This is a genomic window from Bradyrhizobium sp. UFLA03-84 (genome assembly GCF_002289535.1).
Lineage (GTDB): Bacteria > Pseudomonadota > Alphaproteobacteria > Rhizobiales > Xanthobacteraceae > Bradyrhizobium > Bradyrhizobium viridifuturi.
This window is the reverse complement of record NZ_NSJY01000017.1, coordinates 20,473-45,574: the sequence shown is the minus strand read 5'-3', so window position 1 is coordinate 45,574 and position 25,102 is coordinate 20,473. Positions and strand designations below refer to the sequence as shown.

General features: G+C 64.6%; 33 protein-coding genes and 2 tRNA genes. 16 read left to right on the top strand and 19 right to left on the bottom strand.

From position 1 onward, the window contains the following. The first annotated feature begins 3 nt into the window (after positions 1 to 3). On the top strand, positions 4 to 327 hold the full coding sequence (locus CK489_RS32820; RefSeq protein WP_245350580.1) for a DUF6719 family protein: 324 nt from the start codon (positions 4 to 6) through the stop codon (positions 325 to 327). A 63-nt stretch (positions 328 to 390) separates the two neighbouring features. Here the strand turns inward: CK489_RS32820 and CK489_RS32815 are convergent, their stop codons facing one another. Next, the gene (locus tag CK489_RS32815) at positions 391 to 642 is read right to left on the bottom strand and encodes a hypothetical protein (protein ID WP_050625628.1); all 252 of its coding nucleotides are present in this window, start codon (positions 640 to 642) and stop codon (positions 391 to 393) included. 507 nt (positions 643 to 1,149) lie between these two features. On the opposite strand from CK489_RS32815, the gene CK489_RS32810 reads away from it, so the two are divergent. Further along, positions 1,150 to 1,518 carry a hypothetical protein gene (locus tag CK489_RS32810; protein ID WP_063781752.1) on the top strand — a complete coding sequence of 123 codons (369 nt, stop codon included), beginning with the start codon at positions 1,150 to 1,152 and terminating at the stop codon, positions 1,516 to 1,518. Further along, positions 1,515 to 2,363, top strand: coding sequence for an alpha/beta fold hydrolase (locus CK489_RS32805; protein WP_095735248.1), 849 nt, complete (start codon positions 1,515 to 1,517; stop codon positions 2,361 to 2,363). Before CK489_RS32810 ends, CK489_RS32805 begins: the two co-directional genes overlap by 4 nt. 36 nt (positions 2,364 to 2,399) lie before the next feature. Here the strand turns inward: CK489_RS32805 and CK489_RS32800 are convergent, their stop codons facing one another. Next, positions 2,400 to 2,801 carry a hypothetical protein gene (locus CK489_RS32800; protein ID WP_198961086.1) on the bottom strand — a complete coding sequence of 134 codons (402 nt, stop codon included), beginning with the start codon at positions 2,799 to 2,801 and terminating at the stop codon, positions 2,400 to 2,402. A gap of 76 nt (positions 2,802 to 2,877) precedes the next feature. Between CK489_RS32800 and CK489_RS32795 the strand changes: the two genes are divergently transcribed. Beyond that, positions 2,878 to 4,035 (top strand): DUF2652 domain-containing protein, encoded by a 1,158-nt coding sequence (locus tag CK489_RS32795; protein ID WP_095735247.1) that lies wholly within the window; start codon positions 2,878 to 2,880, stop codon positions 4,033 to 4,035. 36 nt (positions 4,036 to 4,071) lie between these two features. Here the strand turns inward: CK489_RS32795 and CK489_RS41950 are convergent, their stop codons facing one another. Continuing rightward, positions 4,072 to 4,356, bottom strand: coding sequence for a hypothetical protein (locus CK489_RS41950; RefSeq protein WP_198961085.1), 285 nt, complete (start codon positions 4,354 to 4,356; stop codon positions 4,072 to 4,074). On the opposite strand from CK489_RS41950, the gene CK489_RS41945 reads away from it, so the two are divergent. Next, positions 4,355 to 4,774 carry a hypothetical protein gene (locus tag CK489_RS41945; RefSeq protein WP_198961084.1) on the top strand — a complete coding sequence of 140 codons (420 nt, stop codon included), beginning with the start codon at positions 4,355 to 4,357 and terminating at the stop codon, positions 4,772 to 4,774. The genes CK489_RS41950 and CK489_RS41945 overlap by 2 nt on opposite strands. Before the next feature lie 28 nt (positions 4,775 to 4,802). Here CK489_RS41945 and CK489_RS32785 read toward each other — a convergent pair whose 3' ends face one another. From CK489_RS32785 to CK489_RS32735, 11 genes are all read right to left on the bottom strand, one after another. Continuing rightward, the gene (locus CK489_RS32785) at positions 4,803 to 5,021 is read right to left on the bottom strand and encodes a hypothetical protein (protein WP_095735245.1); all 219 of its coding nucleotides are present in this window, start codon (positions 5,019 to 5,021) and stop codon (positions 4,803 to 4,805) included. Between the two features lie 111 nt (positions 5,022 to 5,132). Beyond that, positions 5,133 to 5,327, bottom strand: coding sequence for a hypothetical protein (locus tag CK489_RS32780; RefSeq protein WP_095735244.1), 195 nt, complete (start codon positions 5,325 to 5,327; stop codon positions 5,133 to 5,135). A gap of 53 nt (positions 5,328 to 5,380) precedes the next feature. Continuing rightward, the gene (locus tag CK489_RS32775) at positions 5,381 to 5,563 is read right to left on the bottom strand and encodes a hypothetical protein (RefSeq protein WP_095735243.1); all 183 of its coding nucleotides are present in this window, start codon (positions 5,561 to 5,563) and stop codon (positions 5,381 to 5,383) included. A 53-nt stretch (positions 5,564 to 5,616) separates the two neighbouring features. Beyond that, a complete protein-coding gene (locus tag CK489_RS32770; protein ID WP_050625631.1) occupies positions 5,617 to 5,799 on the bottom strand; it encodes a hypothetical protein in 183 nt (60 codons plus the stop codon). A 171-nt stretch (positions 5,800 to 5,970) separates the two neighbouring features. After that, positions 5,971 to 6,216, bottom strand: coding sequence for a hypothetical protein (locus CK489_RS32765; RefSeq protein WP_095735242.1), 246 nt, complete (start codon positions 6,214 to 6,216; stop codon positions 5,971 to 5,973). A gap of 64 nt (positions 6,217 to 6,280) precedes the next feature. Beyond that, positions 6,281 to 6,502, bottom strand: a complete 222-nt coding sequence (locus CK489_RS32760) for a hypothetical protein (RefSeq protein ID WP_095735241.1) — start codon at positions 6,500 to 6,502, stop codon at positions 6,281 to 6,283. 18 nt (positions 6,503 to 6,520) lie between these two features. Further along, positions 6,521 to 6,898, bottom strand: coding sequence for a hypothetical protein (locus tag CK489_RS32755; RefSeq protein WP_095735240.1), 378 nt, complete (start codon positions 6,896 to 6,898; stop codon positions 6,521 to 6,523). A 656-nt stretch (positions 6,899 to 7,554) separates the two neighbouring features. Next, positions 7,555 to 7,737 (bottom strand): hypothetical protein, encoded by a 183-nt coding sequence (locus CK489_RS32750; protein WP_050625635.1) that lies wholly within the window; start codon positions 7,735 to 7,737, stop codon positions 7,555 to 7,557. Between the two features lie 203 nt (positions 7,738 to 7,940). After that, positions 7,941 to 8,255, bottom strand: coding sequence for a DUF5658 family protein (locus CK489_RS32745; protein ID WP_244485865.1), 315 nt, complete (start codon positions 8,253 to 8,255; stop codon positions 7,941 to 7,943). Positions 8,256 to 8,406: 151 nt separating this feature from the next. Further along, a tRNA-Thr gene (locus CK489_RS32740) sits at positions 8,407 to 8,481 on the bottom strand. 173 nt (positions 8,482 to 8,654) lie between these two features. Continuing rightward, a complete protein-coding gene (locus CK489_RS32735; RefSeq protein WP_198961083.1) occupies positions 8,655 to 9,089 on the bottom strand; it encodes a hypothetical protein in 435 nt (144 codons plus the stop codon). Between the two features lie 195 nt (positions 9,090 to 9,284). Between CK489_RS32735 and CK489_RS32730 the strand changes: the two genes are divergently transcribed. The 3 genes from CK489_RS32730 (at position 9,285) to CK489_RS32720 (ending at position 11,142) form a co-directional block, all read left to right on the top strand. Further along, entirely contained in the window at positions 9,285 to 9,977 is a 693-nt protein-coding gene (locus CK489_RS32730) for a HoxN/HupN/NixA family nickel/cobalt transporter (protein ID WP_050625637.1), read from the top strand. Between the two features lie 171 nt (positions 9,978 to 10,148). Continuing rightward, complete coding sequence (locus CK489_RS32725; RefSeq protein ID WP_095735239.1) at positions 10,149 to 10,622, top strand: hypothetical protein; 474 nt, start codon at positions 10,149 to 10,151, stop codon at positions 10,620 to 10,622. A gap of 91 nt (positions 10,623 to 10,713) precedes the next feature. After that, positions 10,714 to 11,142, top strand: coding sequence for a hypothetical protein (locus CK489_RS32720; RefSeq protein WP_198961082.1), 429 nt, complete (start codon positions 10,714 to 10,716; stop codon positions 11,140 to 11,142). 310 nt (positions 11,143 to 11,452) lie between these two features. Here CK489_RS32720 and rlmB read toward each other — a convergent pair whose 3' ends face one another. Beyond that, positions 11,453 to 12,280, bottom strand: a complete 828-nt coding sequence (gene rlmB / locus CK489_RS32715; protein ID WP_095735237.1) for a 23S rRNA (guanosine(2251)-2'-O)-methyltransferase RlmB — start codon at positions 12,278 to 12,280, stop codon at positions 11,453 to 11,455. A gap of 196 nt (positions 12,281 to 12,476) precedes the next feature. Here rlmB and CK489_RS32710 point away from each other — a divergent pair. The 3 genes from CK489_RS32710 (at position 12,477) to CK489_RS32700 (ending at position 15,397) form a co-directional block, all read left to right on the top strand. Then, positions 12,477 to 12,562: transfer RNA gene (locus CK489_RS32710), tRNA-Tyr, on the top strand. A 390-nt stretch (positions 12,563 to 12,952) separates the two neighbouring features. Further along, entirely contained in the window at positions 12,953 to 14,020 is a 1,068-nt protein-coding gene (locus CK489_RS32705; RefSeq protein WP_095735236.1) for an acyltransferase family protein, read from the top strand. Positions 14,021 to 14,320: 300 nt separating this feature from the next. Continuing rightward, on the top strand, positions 14,321 to 15,397 hold the full coding sequence (locus tag CK489_RS32700) for an acyltransferase family protein (RefSeq protein WP_095735235.1): 1,077 nt from the start codon (positions 14,321 to 14,323) through the stop codon (positions 15,395 to 15,397). 127 nt (positions 15,398 to 15,524) lie between these two features. Here the strand turns inward: CK489_RS32700 and CK489_RS32695 are convergent, their stop codons facing one another. Then, on the bottom strand, positions 15,525 to 16,400 hold the full coding sequence (locus tag CK489_RS32695) for a LysR family transcriptional regulator (protein ID WP_095735234.1): 876 nt from the start codon (positions 16,398 to 16,400) through the stop codon (positions 15,525 to 15,527). Between the two features lie 103 nt (positions 16,401 to 16,503). Here CK489_RS32695 and CK489_RS32690 point away from each other — a divergent pair, with 103 nt between their 5' ends. Together CK489_RS32690 and CK489_RS32685 are read left to right on the top strand one after the other, a co-directional pair. Further along, entirely contained in the window at positions 16,504 to 17,115 is a 612-nt protein-coding gene (locus CK489_RS32690; RefSeq protein WP_095735233.1) for a DUF1989 domain-containing protein, read from the top strand. A gap of 23 nt (positions 17,116 to 17,138) precedes the next feature. After that, positions 17,139 to 18,068, top strand: coding sequence for a LysR family transcriptional regulator (locus tag CK489_RS32685; protein ID WP_095735232.1), 930 nt, complete (start codon positions 17,139 to 17,141; stop codon positions 18,066 to 18,068). Here the strand turns inward: CK489_RS32685 and CK489_RS32680 are convergent. After that, positions 18,049 to 18,933: a polysaccharide deacetylase family protein gene (locus CK489_RS32680; RefSeq protein ID WP_095735231.1), complete on the bottom strand. Its 885-nt coding sequence runs from the start codon at positions 18,931 to 18,933 to the stop codon at positions 18,049 to 18,051. The two genes, CK489_RS32685 and CK489_RS32680, sit on opposite strands and share 20 nt — an antisense overlap. A 36-nt stretch (positions 18,934 to 18,969) precedes the next feature. After that, entirely contained in the window at positions 18,970 to 19,641 is a 672-nt protein-coding gene (locus CK489_RS32675; protein ID WP_095735230.1) for an FMN-dependent NADH-azoreductase, read from the bottom strand. A 298-nt stretch (positions 19,642 to 19,939) separates the two neighbouring features. On the opposite strand from CK489_RS32675, the gene CK489_RS32670 reads away from it, so the two are divergent. After that, positions 19,940 to 21,400: a purine-cytosine permease family protein gene (locus CK489_RS32670; protein ID WP_095735229.1), complete on the top strand. Its 1,461-nt coding sequence runs from the start codon at positions 19,940 to 19,942 to the stop codon at positions 21,398 to 21,400. 22 nt (positions 21,401 to 21,422) lie between these two features. Here CK489_RS32670 and CK489_RS32665 read toward each other — a convergent pair whose 3' ends face one another. Beyond that, positions 21,423 to 22,346, bottom strand: coding sequence for a LysR family transcriptional regulator (locus CK489_RS32665; RefSeq protein ID WP_095735698.1), 924 nt, complete (start codon positions 22,344 to 22,346; stop codon positions 21,423 to 21,425). Between the two features lie 121 nt (positions 22,347 to 22,467). On the opposite strand from CK489_RS32665, the gene CK489_RS32660 reads away from it, so the two are divergent. Both CK489_RS32660 and CK489_RS32655 read left to right on the top strand, forming a co-directional pair. Then, entirely contained in the window at positions 22,468 to 23,823 is a 1,356-nt protein-coding gene (locus CK489_RS32660) for an MFS transporter (protein ID WP_095735697.1), read from the top strand. A 31-nt stretch (positions 23,824 to 23,854) separates the two neighbouring features. Next, positions 23,855 to 25,099, top strand: a complete 1,245-nt coding sequence (locus CK489_RS32655; RefSeq protein WP_050625667.1) for a metal-dependent hydrolase family protein — start codon at positions 23,855 to 23,857, stop codon at positions 25,097 to 25,099. Positions 25,100 to 25,102: the final 3 nt, after the last annotated feature.

Here is a 25,102-nt window from a genome sequence, read left to right as displayed (position 1 = left end):
GCAATGCAAAAAATAATTCCTGCATTGCACGGAACTTTCATCGTGATCCGTTATTATGCGAACGCCGGGGCTGGTGGACAAACAAACATGCGTAGCTTTGCGTTAGGGCTGATCCTCTCTGCGGTCGCTGTGCCGTGCGTTGCCCAGACTGTCCTTAAATCCGAACCCTTGTCGCTTGCGCCATATGAGGTCGTGCTCGTCCAGGACGCGTCCTGCACGGCGGGCAAGGTCCTCAAGGTGACGGGCGCAATCCGGGGTCTGCATCGGCGGAAGATCTGCGTGTCGCTCGCCGCCGAACAGGCTTCGTTGGCGACGGCGACGCCGTAGCAGCAACGCGACGATCGCACCGGTACCCGGTCCGCCCCTGCGCACCGGGCGATCTGCCATCCCCTAGTTCAGCCGCGGCTCCTGCCGCGCTTCGCGATCGGCATCGGCCTTGTTCTTGACCGGGTCCTCGTTCGGATCGAGCTGGCAGGGCCGGATCTCGTAGTCATTGTCCAGCACCGGGCGCGGCGAAGACGTCTCCTCTTCGGAGACAGCATCCACCACCAGCCCGGATTTCCGGGCCAACTTCCAGACGTCAGCCTCGGTCGGATACGCCTTGCTCAGCTTGGCGTCCTGATAAAATAGCGCGTACGGCATTTTGTCGTTCCCCAATCAGCGACAACGCCAATGACGGTCCCCGGTTTCGGGGAAGATCACCCGTTCCAATCACGGAACCGTGAGCCAGGATCCACAGCAAGCATCTGAAATTATGAGTCATTTCGGCCCTTTTACCGGAGGGGCCTGAGTCCTTAATGAGCGGTAAACCCCGGAAAAAAGAATCCCCGGGACTCCCCGGGTAGAATCGCCAGATGCTCCGGCCCATGAGAGCGATCCACCAGCCCCCCTACGAACGCGTTCAGCTCGCGCTTGCGGTTGTGCTGCTCGCGGCCTGCGCCGCCAACGTGGCGCTGGTCTGGTCCTGGCTCTAGCTTCCTCTTCGCGCGGACCGATTGCGGGTGTGCCGGACAGTGCGCCCCGCGAAAACGCCGTAGCCCGGCAACGCTCGTAGCGATTGACGGTTCGGCCGTTCCTTCCATCATTGCCGACAGAACAAGTGCCCGCCGCTGTCTTCCGCGGACGGGCCGCGGCCAGGGTGGAGCTGACATGATCGAGATGCTGAAGGAACGGGTCAACGGCGACGCCGGCCTGGTGCGGCGCGGCCGCTATCTCACCACGACATTCCTGCTGGAGATCGGCAAGACCGCCTGGTTGATCGCGATCCACGAGGGCCGGGTCATAGCGGTGACCAGGGGGCCGTTCGTGATGCCATCCTGGTCGTTTGCACTGCGCACCTCGGACGAGGAGTGGGACAGGTTCTGCGAACTCAGACCGCCGCCGGGCTCCAACGACCTGATGGCGCTGATCAAACGCCGGGTGCTGAAGGCCGAGGGCGAGCTGCAGATCTTCATGGCGAACCTGCGCTACTTCAAGGAGGCGCTCGGCAAACTGCGCCGCGAGGGAGTGGCCGCATGAGCGCCAGATTCGAACCGATCGTCGGCCGCTACATGCATCTCGAGCTGTCCGGCCGAGCGCACCGCGTCTACGTCGAGGAGGCGGGCGAGGGCACGCCGCTGCTCTGCCTGCACACCGCGGGCGCCGACGGGCGGCAATATCGCGGCCTGATGAACGATCCACGCGTGACGCGCAATCATCGGGTGATCGCCTTCGACATGCCCTGGCACGGCAAATCGTCGCCGCCGCAAGGCTGGCACGACGAGGAGTACCAGCTCACCTCGGCGCAATACACGGCGATGATCCTGGCCGTGATGGATGCGCTCGACCTCGACCGGCCGATCGTGATCGGCTGCTCGATCGGTGGCCGGATCGCGCTGCACCTCGCGCTCGAGCATCCCGAACGCTTCCGCGCCATCATCGGCCTGCAGGCCGGCGCGCATGTCGATCCCTATTACGACCTGAATTTCCTGCACCGGCCGGACGTGCATGGCGGCGAGGTTGCAGCCGCCATCGTCTCCGGCCTCGTCGGCCCCGACGCGCCTGACAAGGAGAAATGGGAGACGCTGTGGCACTACATGCAAGGCGGCCCCGGCGTGTTCAAGGGCGACCTCTATTTCTACAAGATCGACGGCGACATCCGCGGCCGCGTCGCCGAGATCGACACCAAGCGCTGCCCGCTGTTCCTGCTGTCAGGCGAGTACGATTATTCCTGCACGCCGGCGGAGACGCTGGCGGTGGCCGGCAGTATTGCCGGCAGCGAGGCCACCATCATGAAGGGCCTCGGCCATTTTCCGATGAGCGAGAATCCGGGCGAGTTCTTGAAACATCTGCTGCCGGTGCTGGAAAGGATCGGCGGGCGCTAGAGCTGCGCGCCACGTCCAGGTCAGGCACGGCCTGTCTCAAGGTTTCGGCTGCATGCCCTGCAAGAAGCGAAGCGGGTTGAGTGGGCCGATCGGGATCAGCTCGAAGCTCATCATATGGGCTTTACCCAAAGGCAGCTTTTCGAGCATCTCGTGCGCGACGGCCGGATCTGTGACGTTGATGATGAAGGCCACGCCCGGTTTTCCCTCGAGCGAGTACCATTGCTCGATCTTGCCGGCGAGGTAGAGATCGACGGTCCCGCGAACCTCTTCCGGCAGAACAGCCCGCACTTGCGATTGTTCAAAACCGGGATTGATGGTGCCGATGGCGAGAATTTTGGTCGTCGGCGTCGTCTTCATGGCGGCTTCTTCCGCGCTTGCGGAATTGAAGCCGGCAAGCCAGCCCACAAATGCCAATGCGGCGACAGCAACGAATTTCATGTTATCTCCCTTCGGTGTGGTATGACAAACTGCGTATCCACGTCGACGGCGTGAACCGATTGCGCTGGAGGTCTCGATGCTTCCGAAAGCTGAAGCGGCATATTTCGCGATTGCCGACATCTCCGGCTACACCAACTTCCTGGCGGCGGTCGAGCTTGACCACGCGCAGGATATCATCGCCGATTTCATGGATGTGGTGGTGAAGGGGCTGCGGCCGCCATTTCGCCTCGCCAAGTTCGAGGGCGACGCCGCATTCGTCTACTCGACCGGCACGATCGACGGCTCGCTGCTCCAGGACGCAATCGAGGGTGCCTATTTCAAATTCCGCCGGCGCCTGCGCGATATCCGCCAGGCCTCGACCTGCGAGTGCAAGGCCTGCGTCGCGATGGGCGATCTCGATTTCAAATTCGTGATCCACCACGGCGAGATGGTGAAGCAGAAGATGGGCGGCAGGGAAGAGCTCGCCGGGCGCGATGTCATCCTGGTCCACCGGCTGCTCAAGAACACGGTTGGCGAGAAGCTCGGCGGCCGTGCCTACGCGCTCTACAGCGACGCGGCAATCCGCGCCATGGGCGTCGATCCGGTGGCGCAAGGGCTCATCCCGCATCACGAGACCATCGACATCATCGGTGATGTGACGCTGTGGGCGCGCGATCTCGAAGCGGCGTGGCAGCAGGACGACGCACAGGTTCGGATGGAGGTGACGCGCGACGACGCCTACGCGATCCTCGAGTTCGACATCGCCGCGCCGCGGCAGACCGTGTGGGAGTTCATCACCGTGCCCGGGCAATGGCGGAAATGGTGGGACGCCGACGACATCGTCGAGGAGTCAGGCAAGGGGCGCCGCGGTGTCGGCACCAAAAATCATTGCGCGCACGGCAACCATACCAATGTCGAGGAGACGCTCGACTGGCGCCCGGTCGATTACTTCACGGTCGGCATCACGCTGCCGGTGCCCGGCGCGCCGCGCATCATCATGACCCGGGCAGTTCTGGACGGTCCCGACGGAACGTCCCGTTTCGAGCTGCGGATCGCCAAGCCGAAGCCGAAGGACAAGGCATTCCTCGATGGCGCTGCGGCCAAATTCGCCGAACGCATGACCCAGGCGATGGCCGGCCTGCGGTCGATGGTGGAAGGCAGGCAGCCCGGCGTCGACGCCATGGAGGAGCCGGCGGCGGCACCCTCGAGCGGACGCTTCCTGACCGAGCCGGTGAAATCCGGCACGCGAGGCTGAAGTCCAGTCGTCGGTTCGGAGGTTAAAGCGCGCCGGCTACTTGCCGGAGCGCGGCAACTCGCTGTTGTCGCGGATCGCGGCGCGGACCTTGGCCATGGTCGTGGTGCAATATTCCTCGCGTTCCCTGAGGAAGCGCTGCTGCTGGGCGCGGAAATTGGCAACCCGTTCCCGGACCTCGGAGCCGAAGTCGCCGCGGATGTCGAGCTTCGGGAAGTGGGGCGGCTGCGCCGGCGGCGGGACTTCGACGACCGTCACCGCCAGGGGTGACGGAGCCGGGGGCAGGCCCTGGAGCACGGTCGGCACCGGAAGCGGAGGCGGCATGACCACCCTTGGGGCTTCCCTCGGGGCCTCGGCCTCGGGCTTGAACTCCGGTGTAACCTTTGCCTCCAGGGGGGCCTTCGACTCCAGGCCGGTCTTCGTCTTCAAGTCGGCCGTTGTCTCCAAGTCGGCCTTTGTCTCCAAGTCGGCCTTTGTCTCCATGGCCGGTTCGGTCGCGGCCGCCGGGGCGGCTGGCGTTGCAGCGGACCGCTGGGCAGGCGCCGGCGCTTCGGCGTCGGGCAGCTTGCCCTTCACCGACTGTACGAAGGCCATTGTCTGCGCGATCAGGAGATCGCGTTCTTTCATCCACTTCATGGCGCACCTTGAACGCGCGGATTCCAGCAAAGCAACCGCGCGGAATCAAGCGCTCGCCATCATGATGGTTGACGAAGACGCCTGTTTCACAGGTGCGGTGACATAATTGTGACATTCCCGGGTCGGCAGGACGGTCAACGCTGGCGGGGATTGGTGTTCGGGACGAACGGAGTACCGACGATCCGGACCGGCGCCTGACGATGAGCGGACGCTTGATTCGCGGTCGCCTGGGGCGCTGCGTTGGCCGGCGCGGGCGCCGGGTCGAGCAGGGCGACGACGCCGGCCGCGGCCACGCTGAGCAGCGTGAAGCTGCCCAGAAGCAGCAAATTGCGGTTGGCTTCGCGTACCTTCATGCGAGGAAAATCGCTTGAGAGGGCATAATGTTCCGATCAAATCTTCAGGCATTTTCGCGGGATCGGCCGCGATTTGAGATCGAGCATCAGGAAAGGCGCTGGGCGACCTGGTCAGAAGATGAGCCGGCCGAGCGGCACCAGGATCGCGGCGGTGATGGCTGCAAGCGCGAGACGGCCGATCTTTTGAAGGGGCGATATCTGCGACGGGGCGCGATGTGGTTGCCGGTCCAGCCATCGGCCAAACCGCCGGATCGGCCAGCCCAAAATCGATCCGAGCAGCAAGAGGATGCCGTCGAGAGCGTCCACTCGTGTCCTTGTGCGTGAGTTTCGCGGCCGCGACCCGTGAGCGGGTGCCAGCTTTAGTGGGCGGTGACCGCCTCGACGGGCGCCGGTTCGGCGCTCCGGGCCTCGATCAGGTCGGCGTAGCGGCCATACTCCTCGGCCATTTCGAGCAGCTTTTCGCGCACCGTGGCGTCGGTGACCTGGCGGGCCAGCCGTCGCGCCTGATCGGATTGGAAGCGGTAATGTGCTGTGTCGGACATCGTGGGCTCCTCACACATGTGTAAGGGCCACCAGGCAAAGGTTCATCAAGCCGTCATTGGAGGGTCTGTGGTCTACCGGTCAGCGCGGTTGCGCTCCCAGCCTTGTCCTCGCGGACCTCGACCTCGAACCAGCCCATCTCCTTCAGCTCGCGTGCCTTCTTCTCGGCCGCGTCTTCGCTGTCGCGCTTCAGCACGATTTGGCTGGTGCCATCCCGGGCAAGGATCAAATAGGTCATTGGCTGAGTCCCATCCCGCATTCTGCATACCGCGTTTCGAGCCGCAAGGACAGAAGCAAGACGCAGGATGGGTGATGCTACGGGGATGATCCCCCAATTCCTGCCAAGGCAGACCGTCGGGTGCTGCTTCCGGCCAGCCCTCGCGCGGGGCTGGCTCGGAAGCTGCACGCCTCAGCGCTTCACCACCACATCGATGTGACGGTTCCTGTCGTCCCATCGACCGGTCTGCAGGCAGCTCTGCCGGTAGCTGTCGCAGACGGCGAGATCGCCGCCATGGGTGCGATTCCAGGTCTTGCAGCACGAGGCGATGTACGAGCAGGTGCACTTGCCCGACGCGCATTGGCGCTCGACGGCAGTTTCGGCGGATGCCGCTGAAATGGTGGCGGTCAAGGCGGCAAGCAGGATCAGTGATCTCATGGTGACTCCCAGGGATGAAGGAGCCCCGATCGGCGACAGCATCGAGCCGAGCGGGACCGGTGACTTAACGTTGCGTGCAGACGAAGCGGGTGCCGTTCTTGGTCGTGCCGGTGGCGCGGTTACCCTTCTTCGCAACCGGATAGTTGTTGCCGGTCGAGAAACCGGTCAGGTGGATGTAGGCGGTATCGCCGCCATCGTACGCCCCCGAGACCAGGCCGGGTGCCGAGCACGTCCAGCCGGCGGCGCTTGCCGGGATGCAGCCCATGGCCAGGAAGACGACGGCCATTCCGCTTCATGGCTGGCCTCAGAAGCTTGAACCGTTGCGGCGTCGAACAGTGACGTTGATGCCATTCTCCGCCATGCAGCTCTTGTAGGCCATGCCCTGGGACTCGCTGGCCTTCATCGCGTTCCACTGTGCGGCGGTGACGCCGGCCTGGGCGAGGCACTTCGCCTTTACCTTGCCGGCGTCGGCCCGGCCGCCGCTGTCACGGCAGAGCCGGTAGGGGCCGGCCTTCGAGGCCGGTACCTGATAGCCGCGCCATTGTTCGAGCGTGAAGCCGTACTTCTTCATGCAGGCCAGCGCCTGCGGTGTATCGTTGCGCTCCTCGGCGAGCGCCGATCCGGCGAGAACGGCCGATGCGACGAATATCGTCAACGCAACGGCAGTCGAAAGCAAGTTCATGAATATCCCCTAAGATTGAAAAACTGACAATTTACATGCTTGCATTGTGTCGGCAAGTGCCCGTCGCCGCGGCCCGGTCAGCGGTGCGCTATTCGAGATAGAGCCGAGCGGCGCACCGGAGTACGGCACATCGCAACACGTCTTCGGCGTAACAAATTGCGGGGAGCGTTTACTGCAAAGGCGATGGCGGGAAGCGGCAAAGCATAAAACAAATTTCCGGCGTGCAATTGCCGCGGGCCACGGCACCGACATTGAAAGCGCGGGCGGGGAACACCGGATGAATACGGCTCCCCCTGTACGTTGTGGGCAATCCGGCGTAGCGCTTTGATTGAATCGGAAATACGTGCTCGGCTTGGCCTTGGGGACGACGCTCGGCGTGAGCCGCAAAAAATCTGGTTGGAGGACTCGATGCCCAGGCACTTCGGTTTGAAGGCAACATTGGCGGCAGGACGGTCGGCGTTCACGGGATCATCACGAGACTTGCAGCAGCGGACCGCGTCGGCATCTGCATCGAAAAACCGCGCTCCGGCCAGCCCACCAGCGTCCAAGCTCTCGTCGTCGGAGCTGCCGTATTCTCCGGCGAGCTGGCGGGGCTGCTGCGGCCGGCGCTCGATCTCAGCGGACTGAAGATCACTCCGAGGTAAGGCTAGCTATCCCTATGGCTGGGACGGCTCGCGCTTTTTCTCGCGCTTCAGGTCCATGCGATCGATGCGTTCATCGATCAGCCGATTCAGCCTCTCGTCCTGCAGCGAATCCTTCTTGAACAACCCGCCGTGCAGACGATAGGCGAGGAGGAGCAGGACGACCGCCGCGCCCACGAGATAGTACGACCAGTCCATTATTGGAACCGCGCCTGGCAGCCTCTCTTGTCGCAATGCACCGAGGGTAAGGCGAGTTCGGGCGCCTTGTCCAACGCTATCCTCGGCCGGGCCTGCCGAACGTGTTTCGAAGCATCAATGGGATGTCGCGGCCGCAACACGGAGGGCTTCGGCGGCCGTGCGAGGTGCAGCGCCGTGGCCAGCCAACCTGGCGCGGGGAAAGCTTAGTTTGAGCCCGCGAGAATGATCAGATTGTTGTACACGGGCGTCGCAATGAAGGCGACTACATAGGCCATCTGGCGTTCGCTCTTGCCGCGCCAAAGCATCCACATCACGAGATAGGTCAAGCCCAGCTTGGCAATCAGCCACCATTCACCCAGCCACTCCTGAGTGAACCGCATGAACGGGTTCAGTTCGCCCATTCCGCGCTGCAATATCTCGTTGGTGGTGATGAGATCCGAGTAGCCCATCAGCAGGGCTGAGACCAGCAGCATTGCCTTCAGCAATGATGTCTGCGCCTGCAACTGCTTTTCCGTCATCCGGTACCCGCCCGAAATCCGCGTGTGGCTCGTTGTTCCACAATTTTGCGAACTATTTTCAGCGAGCGCAAGCCTCTACGACCCGGTTGTCCAACGCCAAGTCTTCCGGACCGCGCTGCAACCCGGCGTGCGATGAGCCAGCGGGGAGGGCTGGTGCCGGCTGAGGGGATTGAACCCCCGACCTTCAGTTTACAAAACTGCTGCTCTACCGCTGAGCTAAGCCGGCGACATGGGAATGATTTGCGCGCTCGCATAGCAGACTTGGCGGGCCAGAGCCAGAACCTGGCGGCCAGAACCAACGCCCCGGAAGTCCCGAACTAACCGCCTGGCTGCCATGGGCCCGGTAGCAAAAAGGCGGCCCGCAGGCCGCCTTTTGCGCCGTCAGTGTGGTGCCTGAGCTTACTGGCAGGGATGCTGGAGGCCGTCGCTGCCGCGGAACCAGGTGCCGGGGGTGCAGACAAAGCCGTTCTGCCGGGCATACTCCTCGCCGCCCATCGGGGCACGGCCATAATAGTCCGGGCCGCCGAACGGGGCGGTCGCGATTGCGGCCGCCGTGCCGACCGCGCCACCCACCACGCCTGCTGCGACGCCGGCGGGGCCGGGGTCATACCGGTTGTAACTGCGCTGCCAGTCGCCGTCCCGCCGATAGCCGTGGTGGCGATAGGTGGTGCGCGTGGTGCCCGGTGCCATGGTCTGGCATCGGGCGTTCGCGTCGGCGTTCGAGCAGCGCGCGGCGGTACCGATGGTCTGTTGCGCCATCGCGGGGCTGGCCAGTACCGAGGCGAGCAGGGCTGCTGCGCCTAGGAAAGTGCCGCGCATCTTGAGCTGTGTCATGCAAGGTCTCCTCTCGTCGTTGTGACGAGCTAATCTCGCCGCGCCGCGCCTGTTCCGGCGCAGCCTTGCCCTGCGTTCAAACCAGTGTGAAGTTCCGCAGCTCTCGCGCATGATGTGTTCCGGATCATGCTGCCTTCGACGGGAATTGCATGTACAGCGGTGTTCGACTGATGTCGGCGCCGGCGCGGGGGATTGATGTTCGGAATCTTGAGTCTTGGCTTTCTGCTCGGCATGCAGCACGCGCTGGAGCCGGATCACATCGCAGCGGTATCGAGCATCGCGGCGCGCCGGACCCATGTCGGTGACATCGTCAAGCATGGCCTGACCTGGGGGCTCGGTCACACGCTGACGCTGTTCATTTTTGCCGGCGTCGCGATCGTACTCGGTCGGGCGATCCCCGAAACGGTTTCGCAGCCGATCGAGACCGCGGTCGGCGTCATGCTGGTCGGTCTCGGCGCGCATGTGTGGTGGCGGCTGTGGCGCGACCGCGTGCACTTCCACAGTCATTCGCATGGCGACACGACGCACTTCCACGCCCATAGCCACGCGGGCGAGACGCTACCCCATGTCAGCGCCGCGCACAGCCACGCGCACGGCTTCCGCTGGCGCACGCTGCTGGTCGGCCTGATGCACGGCATGGCCGGATCGGCGGCGCTGTTGGTGCTGACGGTGTCGCAGGCGCCGAGCCCGGCGATCGGACTTGGCTATGTCGCGCTGTTCGGTGTCGGCTCGATGATCGGCATGGGCGTGCTGTCCAGCGTGATCGCGGTGCCGCTCGCAGCCTCGGCGCGCTGGCTGACCTGGGCCAATCGCGGCCTGCAACTGGCGGTCGGTGCGGTAACGATTGCAATCGGCGTCCACTCGATCGTCGCGAACGCCTTTACCTGACACGGGCTCGCTCAGCGCGGCCGTTAACGATTTCTGATCCCGCTCGGCCGCATTGACCGGATGCCGATGCTTACGCGTTAGGCTTACCGCCAGTTTGGCCGGCGTCCTTAACCCTTCCGCCAAGCCGTTGGATTAGGCTGCTCCTGGAACAATTCGGGACGCTGGGTGAACATGCGCGGAAGTCTTGCGCTGGCGATATTGGCTGCGATGACCTCGACGGCGCTGGCCGGCGGCGGCTTCGACATTGTTGTGCCCAACCGCCCCGGCGTGCCGATCATCATCAACGGCGTCGACGCCTCCTATGCCGTGGTCGAAAGCGCGATGGGGCTTGCCCGCAACGAATCGCTGGTGCCGACCGTCTATGGCGGCCGCCCGATCGATCCGGTGCCGAACGTCGGCCATTATTATCCGAGCCTCGGCCACATGCCGGGTTACGGCCGCCTCGAGATCGAGCCGCCGGCCAACCGCCGGCTGCCTCAGCCGGCCGAGAGCTATCACCAATCGTGGGGGGCGCAATCCGCGCCGCTGCCGGCGCAGTCCAACGTGCCGGTCGATCCGCCGCCGGTGATCTATGCACCGCAATTCAACGGGCCGCGGCCGGTGCCGGGTCCGCCGATGCGGCCACCGCGACCGAGAGGCCCCTAGATCAGGAGCCCTCGGACAGAGGGCCCTTCATAGCCATCAAGAGCTACGCGACGACAACAAGACCTACAGGCAAGATTTACAGGAGAGAGTAATGCGTCAAATGATCAAAGGACTGATTGCGGCAGTGGCCGTCCTGGTGGCCGCACCCGCAATGGCGTGCGGCTTCAACCCGTGCGGCTATTCCGCGCCCGTCGTGAACTACGGCTGCGGCGGTTGCGGTGGCTACGGCTATGGCTATGGCGGTTACGGCGCGGTCGAACGCCTGCCCGACCCGGATGCGGCCTATCCCGACACGGCTCAGCAGTACTACTACGTCAACCAGGGACCGGCCTACACCGGCCCGGGCAATTGGGCGCCGCGTCCGTACTACCGCCAAGGCTATGGCCGTCCGTATTACGGTTATCGCCACTATGGCTACCGTCACTACGGTTACCGCCATCACTACGGCTATCGCTATGGCTACGCGCATCGCGCGCCGGCCTATCACTATGGCCACCGCGTGCTGCGCCGCTATTACTGATCCGGCGATCTGTCGAAGACATCAGCGCCCGTTCGCGCGACGCGAGCGGGCGCTGTTCGTTTGACGATTGAAGTCGGGTCGCTTCGGCCGCATCCCCGCTAGCGGCCTCCGCAGGTGCGCGCCGCCAAAATATCGAAAACAACCCCATGCAAAGGAGCCAGCGGATCGGCGTTCGACAGGGCGACTTGACACGTCGGGCAAATCAGGGGTATTTTTCTAATATTCCGAAATTGTGCAGGCGCTGTCCGTAAGCGCCCCGGACCGCAAGCGCTGCGGCCCATCAAGCGCCGCGGCCCATCGCGATATCAAGCTAACCCATCAGCCCGAGCCGACTGGCGCCGATATAGAGCGCGAGCGCCGCGGCGTTCGATACGTTCAGGCTCTTGATCTGGCCGGGCATGTCGAGGCGGGCGACCACGCGGCAGGTCTCGCGCGTCAATTGCCGCAGGCCCTTGCCTTCGGCGCCGAGCACCAGAGCGAGCGGCTGCTGCAACGGAACCTTGCCGAGATCTTCCGAGCCCTCGCTGTCGAGGCCGACGGTCTGGAAGCCGTGCTCGTTCAGTTCGTTCAGTGCGCGCGCCAGATTCTGCACGGTGACAACAGGCACCAGCTCGAGCGCGCCGGAGGCCGACTTCGCCAGCACGCCGGTCGCCTCCGGGCTGTGGCGGGCGGTGGTGACGATCGCCTTCACCGCGAATGCCGCCGCCGAGCGCAGGATGGCGCCGACATTGTGCGGGTCGGTGATCTGGTCGAGCACCAGCACGATGCCCTCCTGCGCCAGCGTGTCGATATCGGGCGAGGGCAGGGGATCGGCCTCCGCCAGGAGGCCCTGATGCACGGCATCGGGGGTGAGGCGGCGGTCGAGGTCGCCGGGCCGGACGATCTCCGGGGTGACGCGGGTCGCGATGGTTTCCTCGGCGAGCCGCCGCGCCGCGTTCTCGGTGAGGTAAAGCTTGCGGATCTGCCGGTCCGGGTTGGCAAGTGCGGCCGCCACCGTGTGCCAGCCGTACAGAATCACCGGCCCGTCGGAACCGGATTCCCGTTCCCGCCGGCCCTGCGGGCGGGCGAATTTCGGCCCTTTTTGGAAGGGTTTACCGCCCTTGCCTCGGAAATTGGGTCTGCGGTCGCGCTCGCTCATGTGAGGCTTGTGTCACGGGTGTCGCAGAATGGCAATTTAAGCAGCAAATTGCGCTCCCGCTTGGTTGACTTTGGGGACCGCCTTCCCCCATAAACGCGCCCGACCGCGCACCCGCTTCGGGGCCGACGCGGTTATCAGCGTCATTTCGATGACCCGGTCCGCCGCCACTCGCGCGGCCGGTCTGATGCTGTTGGACGGGGGAGTGTCCCGAGTGGCAAAGGGAGCTGACTGTAAATCAGCCGCCTCATGGCTTCGCAGGTTCGAGTCCTGCCTCCCCCACCAGCCTTCGCTCGCTTCGCGAGCTACGGCTAGGCAAGCCAGCAAAACTCTATCGTAGCGAATTGAGGGAAGGCTGCCGCGCCGAGCCCAAAGGGCGAAGGCGGGCTGCGTCTGACGCGCGCCAATTCCACCATCCGCGCCAACATCACCGTTCGCGTCAGGCGGCAATAGGCCTACCTGATCATCCCGAATTCCCCGTAATCGCTCTGATTGTCCCGATGCGACCCGCAATTGTGAGCATCCATCGAGCGGGATGTCTTCCTGGCAACGCGCACTGACGCCGACTTCGCGGCTTGGCCTCGGCAGCAGGCATGGAGCGAGGAGCAATACCGCTGCTTCGACCGCGGCGTGCGGAAGGATCCCCACTGGAAACCGATCCCCGCAAAGTAACGGGTGGACGGCTCCATTGACTCGACCCGGAAGTGCAATGGTACATTTTCCGCCATTTGCACAATCTGGAATCTTTTAGTGGTCAATTCTGGACCGCTGCGCAGCCCGTCCGACCGTTCCGAATCGCTTGACGCGCTTCGCGGCCTCGCCATTTCGCTGGTCGTCGCCTGCCACTACGGCGGGTTTGCGCTCGGCATTTTCGGCGTCGACCTATTCTTCGTTCTGAGCGGCTTTCTGATCGGCGGTATCCTGCTCGATAGCCGCGACCAGCTGGGCTACTTCTCCTCCTTCTATGGCCGCCGCGCATTTCGGATCCTGCCGCTGTACTGGCTCCTGCTCCTGATCACGCGACCCTATCATTGGCACTATTATCTCCTTTTCATGCAGCAGCTGGCGTGGCTGCAGTTCGGCTACACCTACGATGCGGGAGCTGACGTCACCTGGTCGCTGGCGAACGAGGAGCAGTTTTATCTCATGCTGCCGCTGCTGATCGCCTACCTGCCGAGGCGGTGGCTGGTTCGCCTGCTCTGGTGCGGCGTTCTGCTCGCGCCGGTCTATCGCTGGACGTGTGCGGCCCATTTGCCCGGGCATTCTTGGCGGCTGTTCCTGATGCCGGCGTCGATGGATGAGTTGTTCGGCGGCGTGCTGCTCGCCTGTTATCTGCGCGGCTACTGCCGATCGCCGACGCTGTGGGCGGTCCTGGCCTGCGTGGTGCCGCTTTACGACGTCGCCTATGTCGTTGCCTTCGGCAGTTCGGCGATTCCGCTCTCGGTCGTCGCGCTGATCTGTTGCGCCGCCGTTTGGTCGAGCACTGCCGCGAACGTCCCGGTGTTGCTATATCCGCTGATCTGGATGGGTCGACGCTGCTACGCGTTGTACCTCTTCCACAGAATCGCGCTCGATGTCTCCCTTGACCTTGGCTTGGACCGCTATGCGGCAGTTTTGGCGTTCCTGGCAGTCTGTGTGTTCGCCGAGATCAGCTGGCTCCTGATCGAGGCGCCCCTGATCGGATATGCGAGAAGGCGGTTCGTGAGGGCTGGCACCGCGGCAGTTGCCACGGCCGCAGCATAGACTGTTCTGTGCGGATCCGCATGGCCATGCCGTAGGAGCCGGGCTTCTACAACTTCTCACGTAGCTCGTCGCCCGCACGACTGACGCCCATGACCCGTACCGAGGCCAACTTCGACGTGGCGCCGCCAGCAGGCATGGACCAGGTGAAATACCGCTTCGACCGCGGCGAGCGGATCATCGCCGCATCCACTCCACCTAAAGTTTAAGTGGACACCACCATCGCGCTAGTTGTGTTTGCACTACCAGAAGTGGTAAATTCTTGCCCTTACGCGGGAAAGCCCGCGAGGCAAGGGCGCGGGAATGCGGCATGAGCTACGGGCGTTAACCGGGCTGCGAGGGGCAGCCGCCATGGCCGTTGCTCTCGCTCATTTCAACAATGCCTTTCCCGCCAATGCCGGCGCCGCATTCATGTGGCACAACGCCGTCGACCTGTTTTTTTGCCTCAGCGGATTCACGCTGTCCTATGTCTACAGCCGCGAGACGTTCCGCTTTTCAGACTATCTGACGGCGCGCATTGCCCGCGTCTATCCGCTTTACTTGGTCTGCCTGATCTCCGCCGGCGCGCTCTACGTGTGGCCGCGCCTGGTTGATCCAGTCACCTATCCCGCCGGCCGAGCTGCCCTGGACTTCGCGTTGCAGCTCGCCAAGCTGAATGCGTGGCCGGTGATCGGTACCGGCATGCACTGGGACGCGCCGGCCTGGTCGCTGTCGGCCGAGTGGTTCTGCTATGTCGTGCTGTTCCCGGTGCTGTTGTTCCGGAACGCACCGTCCACGGTTGCCACCAGGTTTCTCGGCATCGTGCTTTGCTCCGGCGCCGGCTTTTGGCTGTTCGCTCGCTACTATTTTGAGGGCAGCATCGGTCTGAGCGTCCCGGAAAACCAGTTGAGCTATTGGGTCCCGCTGGTGCGGGCAACCTGCGGATTCGTGTCGGGCTGGCTCGTGTTCGCGAGCTTCCAGCGCCGGGACGGGCTTCACGCCGCGTGCACGCGATTTTCCGGCCTGATCTGGTGCGCCGTCGCGCTCATTGTGCTGCTGGCCTATCGTGGCCTGATCAACCCGCAGATGCCGGTGTTCGTGTGGCCGCTCGTGGTGCTCGCCGGGACCGGCGAGGATTCGCTCAGCTCACGGCTGCTCGGATCGAGGCCGATGCACTTTCTCGGCATCATCTCCTATTCGATCTATATGACGCATTTCATCATCCTGACCACGTTCATGATGCGGTTCGGCCCGCTCGACACTTGGTCCCCGACGATTTTCGGCCTGCTGGCCGGCACGACCGTCGTCGTGTCGATCGGCGCGCATTTCGTGCTCGAGGTGCCGGCGCGCGATGCGATCCGTGGCCTGCGGCGCTTGCGTCGGGCTCCGGCTAGCACGTGAAAAGGCTCGATCGTGCGAGGCCGCGTGGTGACACGGTATCGCGCGATCGTCAGTCCGCATGATGCTGCGGCGTCCGGTCAAGACGTTCAGGACTGGCAACAATCCATAGCTGGGTGCGATCCGATCTTCACGCCCGCAGCGCGCGCCGGAGCAGGCCGGCGAAGTCCCGCGCCACCTGGGAGGGCGCTTCGTGCGTTGGGGAGAGGATCGCGATCTGGTACTGGATCCTCGGCTTGAACGGACGAACGACAAGGCCCTCGGTGAACGGCTTGCTCACCACCGGATCGACAATACCGACGCCACGGCCCTCAGCGACGAGCTGGCACGCGGTCGAGAAGAATTCCGTCTCTGCGACGACGTTCCAGCGTGTGCCGTATTCGGAGAAGGCCGACGCCAGCTGCTGGTAGGTCGGGTCGCCGCGGAACAGCGTCACGAACGGAACGCCGTCGAGATTATCAGGGGTGATCTGCTTCAGCTTCGCGAGTGGATGCGCATGCGGCAGCATGCACATGCAGTCATATGAGAACACCTCCATGTGCGAGGTCGGATAGTCGAGCGGCAGTTCGGCGACCGCGAGATCGAATTGCTGCGTCGAGATCAGCTCGCGGACGGTCGCGGAATTCCGCGTGATGATCTTGATCTGCAGCTCGGGCTTGTTCCTGGCGAACTGCGACAGCAGCCGCGGCAGCAGATTGATCGAGATGCTCGGATAGGCGGCGATCGCGAGATGACCGCGCCGGCCGGACCTGATCTCGGCGGCGACGCGGGAGGCGTTCTCGGCAGCTTCGAGTGCGCGCGCCGCCTCGACATAGAACAGCTTGGCTTCCGGGGTCGGTTGCAGGCGGCCGCCGCGCCGCACGAACAGGTTAAGGCCCGTCTCGTGCTCGAGGCCCGCGATCATCGTGCTGATCCCGGGCTGCGACATGCCGAGCAGTTCGGCCGCTCTCGTCATGGTGCCGTGGAGCATCAGGGCGCGGAAGCATTCAAGCTGTCTGAGGCGCATGGATCGACTATACGAATACGTTATAATGGACACAATTAATATTATTAGAATTACATGAGCGGCGGTGCTCCAATTGCGCGACAGAGCCTCGAGGAGACATCACGTGACCGCCGCAACCGCCGACCTGACCCGCGCCCGCCTGATCCCAGCCCGCAACGGCGTGGCGGCCCGCCTGAAAGCGGGAGAAACCGTCACCGTGGTCAACACCCATGGCAAGCAGGTGGTCGACACCTGGGCCTTCAACGCCGGCGACACCGGCGAGTTCATGTCGATGGAGCACAGCCGCGCATCGATGCTGCGGCTGATTCCGCGCGTCGGCGATACGCTGACCACCAACCGACGCCGTGCGATCCTTACCTTCGTCGCCGACACGAGCCCAGGCATCCATGACACGCTGATCGCGGCATGCGACATTCATCGCTATCGTCAGCTCGGCGCCGTCGGCCATCACGACAATTGCACGCGTAATCTGGCGCATGCGCTCGAAAGCGTCGGCCTGTCGGCAGCGGTGACACCGGCGCCGCTCAATCTGTTCATGAACGTGCCCGTCGCCGACAATGGAGAGTTGGACTTCAAGCCACCGGTCAGCGAGGCCGGGCAGTATGTGGCGCTGCGTGCCGAGATGGACCTGGTCATCGTGTTTTCCGCCTGTCCGCAAGACATGGTGCCGGTCAACGACATGCGGCCGACAGACGCGCATTTTCTCATCGCCTGACGCGGCCGCGTGGAGAACCGATCATGCGCAAACTACCGCCGCTCAATGCCGTCCGCGCCTTCGAGGCCGCGGCGCGCCACGAAAGCTTCACCGCCGCCGCCAACGAGCTCTGCGTCACGGTCACGGCGATCAGCCACCAGGTCCGGCAACTCGAAGCGATTCTCGGGCACAAGCTGTTCGAGCGCTCCGGCCGCGCGGTCGTGCTGACCGCCGAGGGCCATGCGGTGTTTCCATTGCTGCGCGACGGCTTCGACCGGATGGCGAGCGCGTTTGCCGCGATCCGGCCGCCGGCCGATGGCGATGCGATCACCGTCTCCACCACGCGGGCCTTTGCCGAGCGCTGGCTGATGCCACGGCTCGTGCGCTTCAATGCGGCATTTCCTCAGTTCGTGGTCCACATCGATGCGACCGAGGAGGTGAGGACACCGGGCACCGAGGGCGTCGATCTGACCATTCGCTACGGACGCGTTGACCGCGCCGGCGAGCCGTCGGTGCTGTTCAGCGATCGCTACATTGCGGTTGCGGCAAGCGCGATCTGTCCGCCCGGTGCCCGTCCAGCGATTGACGACGTCCGTTCGCGCTCGCTGCTGGCGTTCCGCTGGAAGAACGCCGCGCTGGATTCGCCGTCGTGGTCGGCCTGGCTGGCCGGCGCTGATCATGATCCCGGCCGCGACTTCCGCATCTCCTGGTACAGCGAGGAGCCGCTGGCATTGCATGCCGCCGAGCGCGGGCTCGGACCGCTGTTGTGCAGCGATGCGCTGGTGGACGAGCAGTTGCGCGAGGGCACGCTGCGCCGGCTCGACGGACCCGCGCTTGCGGGCTTCGCCTATCGCCTGGTGGATGCGCCAAGCTCTGCCCGGCGCAAATCAGTGACGGCATTCATCGACTGGCTGCGCGCAGAGGCTGCCGCATTTCGCGCAACGCCAGAACAGGTCATGACACGGGCTGCGTGAAATAGGGCAGGGTCTCGACGCGGACCTGGTAGGTGCCTGCCTTGACCAGGCTGTCGAGATGCGCGGCGATATCCTCGAGCGATGCGAACCAGACCTTGCGCTCGGCAACGATCCGCTCGAGCCAGCGCTCCACCACTTGCCAGCGGGCAAGCCGGCCGGTCAGGAACGGGTGCCAGATCCCCATCCAGAATCCACCGGCCTCATAGGCGGCCTCGAACTCCTCGAAGGAGGCGGCCAGCCCTTCGCTCGGCGATTTGACCGGCATCATGTAGCCGATCTCCGCGTAGTGGGCGAAAGGCGGCCAATCGTCCGATCCCCAGTGCGGCGGCATCTCGTAGAGCGATCCGCGTGCGGTGCGCATCTGATACGGGATGTCGTCGGCCATCAGCGACGAATCGTAGACAAAGCCATGCGCGATCAGAAGATCGATCGTGGCCTGGTTGGCGTTGTAGACCGGCGCGCGGTAGCCACGCGGCTTGCGTCCGGTCATCGCGACATGAATGGCGAGCGCGCGTTCGAAGGCTTCGCGCTGCGCCGCCGAGGAAATTTCCGTCGGATCCTCATGAATGTAGCCGTGATGGCCGATCTCGTGGCCCGCTTTCAGGATCGCTTCCACCGCCTCGGGATAGCGCTGCATGGTCCAGGCCGGCATGAAGAACGACTGCTTGAGGCCGAGGCGGCGATAGGTCTCAAGGATGCGCGGCACGCCGACGGTCGGTCCGTATCGTCCCATCGTGATCGGATACAGCCGGTCGAACGAATCCTTTGGCCGGGCGATGTGGATCAGACTGTCGGCGTCGACGTCGAAGGTGATCGCGCAGGCACAGCGCGCGCCGTTCGGCCAGGGGATGGGATTGCGTATCATCGGTTCATCCTCGCACAGCCAGCAGACCGGGGCGCATCATTCCGCCGCGACATTAACAGTCTCGTCGATTCCAAGACACTGCCGGACCAGCACCGGGATCGCCGCAAAGGCGTCGGCGAGCGACCGGCGGTGGCGCTCATCGTTGAACTCCTGATAGTCGACGGCGATCAGATGGCTCTCCTGCACCCCGAGATAGTGGGCGCAGGTGAAGATATGGGTTTCCAGATGGTTCATGGTCTCCCGCACCCCGCCGGGGCCGAAACCGAATTCGCCGCGCGAGCTCAGCACCACCAGCGTCTTGCCGCGCATGATCGGCTCGAGCGGAAAGTCGCCGCGCGCGAGATCGAAGCTGAAGGTCTTGTCGATCCGGATCACCTTGTCGAACCATGACTTCAGCGCCGCCGGCATGCCGTAATTGTGCATCGGCGCCCCGATCACGATCACGTTGGCGCGTTCAAGTTCAGCGATCAACTCGTCGGAGAGGCGAAGCTCGTCGCGCTGCTCGGCGGTGCGGTCGGCGGGCGCGGTGAAGGCCGCGGCGACCCATGCCTCCGTGATGAGGGGCGGCGGATCGCGGCCGACGTCGCGCGAGATGATCGTAGCGCCTGGCTCGTGCGTGAGCCAGTGCTCGACAAACGATTTGGAGAGCTTTCGGCTGACCGAGCGGTCGCCGCGCGGGCTGGCATCGATATGCAGAAGGGTCGTCATTCCTGGCCTCGGCTGATTGGGGCAACGCGTCGAACTCAGAATGACCGAGTGCGGCCTGCGGCGTGATTGACGAATCCGGCAGGCGAGTTGAGAAAATCTCAACAGTGAAGCGGCGCGCCGTTTTTGACGCGGTGTGCGGGCTTCGTCGCAGCCTGATTTGTCCATATCCGCAATGCAGGCTTCACTCTCGATATGGTCTCAACCCGGCTTGAGGAATTCTCATTATCGTCTCATCGCCGCCTGCTGCTCAGATGCCCCATCCCGGCCCAAACCAATGCGCCGGACAAACGGGGGAAACATGTTGCTCAAGCAGACACAGCTTCCGGCGCAGGATGAAGCCGGCTTCGATGCCCACGGAATTGAGCCGGTGCCGGCGGCGCACCGCACGTCGTCACCATCAGATCAGTTCTGGATCTGGACCGGCGCAAATATTGCGCCGATCAACTGGGTGCTGGGCGCGCTCGGCATCCAGCTCGGCCTGAGCCTGCTGCAAACGCTTGCCGTCATCGTCGTCGGCAATCTGTTCGGCGCGGCGCTGTTTGCCGCCTTCTGCCTGATGGGACACCGCACTGGCGTGCCGCAGATGGTGCTCGGCCGGCTCGCGTTCGGCCGGCGGGGCGCCTATCTGCCGGCGCTCGCACAGGTGCTGATGCCGATGGGATGGGTCGCGATCAACACCTGGATCGTGCTCGACCTCTGCATGGCCGCGCTCGAGCGGATGGGAATCGGTGGTGGCGTCGAGCTCAAATACGCGATCGCGGTGCTGGTGATGCTGTTCCAGGTCGGCATCGCGGCCTGGGGCTTCAATGCCATCAAGGTGTTTGAGCGCTACACCATGCCGGTCATCCTGCTGATCATGGCTGTCATGACCGCGCTGGCTTTCCTGCGCGTCGACATCAAATGGCAGTCCGCTGCCGTGACCGGCATGCCGGCGTTCGCCGCGGCGACGCAGCTGATGACCGCGATCGGCATCGGCTGGGGCATCTCGTGGCTTACCTACGCGTCCGACTATACACGCTTCACCAGGCCCTCGCTTGGCGCCGCCAAGGTGTTCCGGGCGACATTTCTCGGCATGTTCGTCCCGACGGTCTGGCTCGCCTTCCTGGGCGCGGCGATCGCGTCCGCCGGCGCCGGCTCAGATCCGTCGAAGCTGATCATCGCGGCATTCGGCACCATGGCGCTGCCGGTGCTGCTGGTGCTGCTCCATGGCCCGATCGCAACCAACATCGTCGTGATCTATTCGGCGGCGCTGTCGTCGCTCGCGCTCGATCTGCGGCGGCCGCGCTGGGTGATCTCGGTGGCATCAGGCCTGATCGCCTCCGCGATCCTCTACGCGTTCCTGCAATCAGGCGACTTTGCCCATGCCTTCGACAACTTCATGGTCGCCCTGATCGTCTGGATCAGCCCATGGGCCGGGGTCACGCTCGCCGACTTCTACCTCGTGCGACGCGGCCGGATCGATATCCCATCGCTCTACGAGGAGCCGGGCAGGGGTCGTGATTTCAACTGGGCCGGGCTGATCGCCTTTGCTGCCGGCTTCGTCGCGGCGTGGGCCTTCCAGATGGGCACGATCAAGGCGATGCAAGGTCCCCTGGCGCTTGCGACCGGCGGGGTCGATTTGTCGTGGCTCACGGGGATCGGCGTGGCAGCGCTGAGCTATCTGGCGCTGCGTCGGCTATTTGGACGTCCGCTGGCGCGAAGCGTCCCATTGCCCGCTACGGATGATGCATCGATCGAGCCCGCGCCCACATCGACCTGATGGGAACACGCGCTGTGCCGGTTCACGCCATCCGCCCGAACAGCTCTACCAGCGTCTCGCGCAGCCAGCGCTGCGCGGGCACGGTGTCGTTGCGCTGATGCCAGAACAGGCTGACGATGCGCGGCGGCGCCGGCAGCGGCACCGGCACGGCGTGGAGATGGGGCGCCTGGCGGGACTGCGCGCTGAGATCGCGCGGCAGCACGGCGATCAGATCGGACTGGCGGACGATCTCGTAGGCGGCGTTGTAGTGATTGACGATGGCGACCAGGTTGCGCGACAGCCCGCGCGAGGCGAGGAACTGGTCGTAGGTCGGTGCCGTCCGGCCGGCGAGGCTCACATCGACGTGCTTGGCGTTGAGGAAGCTGCGGACGTTCAGCCGGTTCCGGTTCGCAAGCGGGTGATCGCGCCGCATGAAGCAGGCATAGTCGACCGTCCACAGCGAACGCGAACGGATCAGTCCCGGATGCTGGGCCTCGTTGACATAGACGCTCAGCACGCAATCGACCCGGTTGTCCTCGAGCTGGTCGGCGATCCCGATGATGGTGTTCGGCGCAGTGCGCAGGCGCGCGGTCGGCGCCATCTCGGCAAAGCGGTTCAACAGAGCCGGCGTCACCAGCGACGCCACATAGTCCGACATCGACAGGCTGAACTCGATCTGCGCGCTGCGTGAATCGAACACCTTCTCGTCGAGCGCGCCGCGGATGCTTTCCAGGGCGCCGCCGATCGGATCCCACAATGCCACGGCCCGCTGGGTCGGGCGGATTCCGGTGCCGGATCTGACGAACAGGGGATCGCCGAGCGCGTCGCGCAGCCTCGCGAGCGCGTTGCTGACCGCGGGCTGGGTCATCGTCAGCGCGCTCGCTGCGCGGGTGACGCTGCCCTCGGTCATCAGCGCCTCGAAGACTTTGAGCAGGTTGAGGTCGAGCGTGCGGAAGGACACGGCAATATTCACAGCGGTGATGTACTAGATAACGATTATAAATTATTCCCATAATGTCGATTTGTCTATCATTCCCCTGACCGACCCCGTGGTGTGTGCCGACCGCGGGGCGGAGGGGGGCTATTTCATGTCGATGATCTCGGCGCGCATCGAGCGCCTGCCGTTCGCGCGTTTCCATGTGCACCTGCTGCTGATGGGCGGCCTCGGCTATCTGTTCGACGCGATGGATGCCGCGGTGCTGGCGTTCATCCTGCCGGTGCTGCGCACCGCCTGGAACCTGACCAATGTCGAGACCGGCGTGCTCGGCAGCAGCACCTTCGTCGGTTATCTGTTTGGCGCGCTGCTGGCGGGGATGCTCGGCGACCTGATCGGCCGCCGCGCGGTGATGATGTCGGCGCTTGCACTCTACAGCGTGGCCTCGCTGGTCAGCGCGGCGGTCGACAGCTGGCCGGCGTTCTTCGCCGCCCGCGTGGTCGCCGGCATGGGCACCGGTGCGGAGAGCGCGATCATCGCGCCATACCTCGCGGAATTCGTGGCGCGGCGTTACCGCGGCGCCTTCACCGGGGCACTCGCCGGCTTCTTCTCCTTCGGCTTCGTCGCCGCCGCGTTGCTCGGCTATTTCATCGTGCCGGCCTATGAGAACGGCTGGCGCATCGTGCTCGTCATCACCGCGGTGCCGGTCGTGATGCTGCTGTGGTGGAGGAGGTCGCTGCCGGAATCGCCGCGCTGGCTGGAAAGCCGCGGCAGGGCGAACGAGGCCGAAGCGGTGCTCGACAAGATCGAGGCGAGCTTCGCGCGCCAGGGCCGGGTGCTGCCGGCTCCGGTCCCCGAGCCCGCGCTGCCGGCCGTATCGTCGGGGACGCTGCTGAGCAATTTTGCGGCGCTGCTGGCCGGCCGCCAGGCCCGCATCACCACCATGACCTGGATCATGTGGCTATCGATCACGTTCAGCTACTACTCGTTCTTCGTCTGGATTCCGGGCCTCCTGGTGCAGAACGGCATGAGCATCACCAAGAGCTTCGGTTATTCGCTCGCGATGTACTGCGCGCAGGTGCCGGGCTATTTCACCGCCGCCTTCTTCAATGAGCGGGTCGGACGGCAGGCGACGATCGCGACCTACATGCTGCTCGGCGGCGTCAGCGCGCTCGGGCTCGCCTTTGCCAAGAGCGACGGCGAGATCATGACGGCCGGCCTGCTGCTGTCGTTCTTCATGAACGGCACCTATGCGGGGGTCTATGCCTACACGGCCGAAGTGTTCCCGACATCGATCCGCACCACAGGGGCCGGGCTCGCATCCGCGATCGGCCGCATCGGCGCGATCGCAGCGCCCATCCTGGTCGGCTACCTCTACCCGAATTTCGGCTTTGCCGGCGTGTTCGGCGTCACCACATCGGTCCTCCTGATCGGCGCGCTCACCGTCGTGCTGATGGGCGTGCCGACGCGCGGCCGATCATTGGAAGAAATTGCAAGCAAGACCGCGTGACCACGGCGGCGTCCTGACAGGAGATCCAATCATGTCCACCATCCTCTTCAAGAATGCCGCGCTGCTCGATCCGCTGCGCTCCGATCTGCTGGAAGGGCACCACGTGCTGGTCGAGGATCGCCTGATCAAGGAGGTGTCGGATCGGCCGATCGACGCTTCGGCCGATCGGGTCATCGATCTCAAGGGCAAGACCCTGATGCCCGGCCTGATCGACCTGCATGTGCATGCGGTCGCCGTCGAACTCGACCTGTCGCAGCAGGCCCGGATGGCCAACGTGCTGGTGACGTTGCGCTCGACCATGCTGTTGCGCGGCATGCTGAAGCGCGGCTTCACCACCGTCCGCGATGCCGGCGGCGCCGGCTATGCGCTGAAGCAGGCGATCGACACCGGCCTGACCGACGGGCCGCGGCTGTTCGTCTCCGGCCGCGCGCTGAGCCAGACCGGCGGCCATGGCGACGGGCGGGCGCGCTCGGACTATCTGGCCGATCCGACCTGCTCCTGCTGCGTGCGCGTCGGCGCGATCGCGCGCGTCGTCGACGGCGTCGATGCGGTGCGCAAGGCGGTGCGCGAGGAGCTGCAGATGGGCGCCGACCAGATCAAGATCATGGCGTCCGGCGGCGTCGCGTCACCGACCGATCCGATCGGCGCCTACGGCTATTCCGAGGACGAGATCCGCGCCATCGTCGCCGAGGCGAAGGCGCGGCACACCTATGTGCTGGCCCACGCCTACACCGCGGAAGCAATCGAGCGCGCGGTGCGCTGCGGCGTGCGCACCATCGAGCACGGCAATCTGGTCGACCTGCCGACCGCGCGGCTGATGGCCGAGAAGGGCGCCTATGTGGTGCCGACCCTCGTCACCTATGAGGCGCTGGCGAACGAGGGCGCGAAATACGGCCTGCCCGCGGCGAGCGTCGCCAAGGTCGCCGACGTGCGCGACGCCGGCCTGCGCTCGCTCGCGATCTACCGCGAGGCCGGCGTCAAGATGGGCTACGGCTCCGATCTGCTCGGACCGTCGCAGCGTTTGCAGAGCGACGAGTTCCGCATCCGTGCCGAACTGCTCGGCCCGCAGGCGGTGATCGCCAGCGCGACGGTCATTGGCGCCGAGGTGCTCGGCATGGAAGGCAAGCTCGGCCGCATCGCGCCGGAGGCGTTTGCCGACCTGCTGGTGGTCGAGGGCAATCCGCTGCGCGACGTGGCGTGCCTGCTCGGCCAGGGCGAGCACATCCCGATGGTGATGAAAGCCGGCAAGGCCGAGGTCGACCGGCTCGGCGGGTAGAGC

Coding starts and splice junctions, on each gene's coding strand:
- CK489_RS32785 (WP_095735245.1), bottom strand. CDS start 5,021: ATGAAGGTACGCGAAGCCAACCGCAATTTGCTGCTTCTGGGCAGCTTC.
- CK489_RS32660 (WP_095735697.1), top strand. CDS start 22,468: ATGTCGATGATCTCGGCGCGCATCGAGCGCCTGCCGTTCGCGCGTTTC.
- CK489_RS32730 (WP_050625637.1), top strand. CDS start 9,285: ATGTTCGGAATCTTGAGTCTTGGCTTTCTGCTCGGCATGCAGCACGCG.
- CK489_RS32755 (WP_095735240.1), bottom strand. CDS start 6,898: ATGAACTTGCTTTCGACTGCCGTTGCGTTGACGATATTCGTCGCATCG.
- CK489_RS32820 (WP_245350580.1), top strand. CDS start 4: ATGCAAAAAATAATTCCTGCATTGCACGGAACTTTCATCGTGATCCGT.
- CK489_RS32815 (WP_050625628.1), bottom strand. CDS start 642: ATGCCGTACGCGCTATTTTATCAGGACGCCAAGCTGAGCAAGGCGTAT.
- CK489_RS32770 (WP_050625631.1), bottom strand. CDS start 5,799: ATGACCTATTTGATCCTTGCCCGGGATGGCACCAGCCAAATCGTGCTG.
- CK489_RS32795 (WP_095735247.1), top strand. CDS start 2,878: ATGCTTCCGAAAGCTGAAGCGGCATATTTCGCGATTGCCGACATCTCC.
- CK489_RS32670 (WP_095735229.1), top strand. CDS start 19,940: ATGTTGCTCAAGCAGACACAGCTTCCGGCGCAGGATGAAGCCGGCTTC.
- CK489_RS32735 (WP_198961083.1), bottom strand. CDS start 9,089: ATGACACAGCTCAAGATGCGCGGCACTTTCCTAGGCGCAGCAGCCCTG.
- CK489_RS41945 (WP_198961084.1), top strand. CDS start 4,355: ATGACCACCCTTGGGGCTTCCCTCGGGGCCTCGGCCTCGGGCTTGAAC.
- CK489_RS32745 (WP_244485865.1), bottom strand. CDS start 8,255: ATGACGGAAAAGCAGTTGCAGGCGCAGACATCATTGCTGAAGGCAATG.
- CK489_RS32750 (WP_050625635.1), bottom strand. CDS start 7,737: ATGGACTGGTCGTACTATCTCGTGGGCGCGGCGGTCGTCCTGCTCCTC.
- CK489_RS32655 (WP_050625667.1), top strand. CDS start 23,855: ATGTCCACCATCCTCTTCAAGAATGCCGCGCTGCTCGATCCGCTGCGC.
- CK489_RS32700 (WP_095735235.1), top strand. CDS start 14,321: ATGCGGCATGAGCTACGGGCGTTAACCGGGCTGCGAGGGGCAGCCGCC.
- CK489_RS32675 (WP_095735230.1), bottom strand. CDS start 19,641: ATGACGACCCTTCTGCATATCGATGCCAGCCCGCGCGGCGACCGCTCG.
- CK489_RS41950 (WP_198961085.1), bottom strand. CDS start 4,356: ATGCCGCCTCCGCTTCCGGTGCCGACCGTGCTCCAGGGCCTGCCCCCG.
- CK489_RS32685 (WP_095735232.1), top strand. CDS start 17,139: ATGCGCAAACTACCGCCGCTCAATGCCGTCCGCGCCTTCGAGGCCGCG.
- CK489_RS32695 (WP_095735234.1), bottom strand. CDS start 16,400: ATGCGCCTCAGACAGCTTGAATGCTTCCGCGCCCTGATGCTCCACGGC.
- CK489_RS32760 (WP_095735241.1), bottom strand. CDS start 6,502: ATGGCCGTCGTCTTCCTGGCCATGGGCTGCATCCCGGCAAGCGCCGCC.
- CK489_RS32680 (WP_095735231.1), bottom strand. CDS start 18,933: ATGATACGCAATCCCATCCCCTGGCCGAACGGCGCGCGCTGTGCCTGC.
- CK489_RS32800 (WP_198961086.1), bottom strand. CDS start 2,801: ATGAAATTCGTTGCTGTCGCCGCATTGGCATTTGTGGGCTGGCTTGCC.
- CK489_RS32805 (WP_095735248.1), top strand. CDS start 1,515: ATGAGCGCCAGATTCGAACCGATCGTCGGCCGCTACATGCATCTCGAG.
- rlmB (WP_095735237.1), bottom strand. CDS start 12,280: ATGAGCGAGCGCGACCGCAGACCCAATTTCCGAGGCAAGGGCGGTAAA.
- CK489_RS32720 (WP_198961082.1), top strand. CDS start 10,714: ATGCGTCAAATGATCAAAGGACTGATTGCGGCAGTGGCCGTCCTGGTG.
- CK489_RS32775 (WP_095735243.1), bottom strand. CDS start 5,563: ATGTCCGACACAGCACATTACCGCTTCCAATCCGATCAGGCGCGACGG.
- CK489_RS32810 (WP_063781752.1), top strand. CDS start 1,150: ATGATCGAGATGCTGAAGGAACGGGTCAACGGCGACGCCGGCCTGGTG.
- CK489_RS32765 (WP_095735242.1), bottom strand. CDS start 6,216: ATGAGATCACTGATCCTGCTTGCCGCCTTGACCGCCACCATTTCAGCG.
- CK489_RS32725 (WP_095735239.1), top strand. CDS start 10,149: ATGCGCGGAAGTCTTGCGCTGGCGATATTGGCTGCGATGACCTCGACG.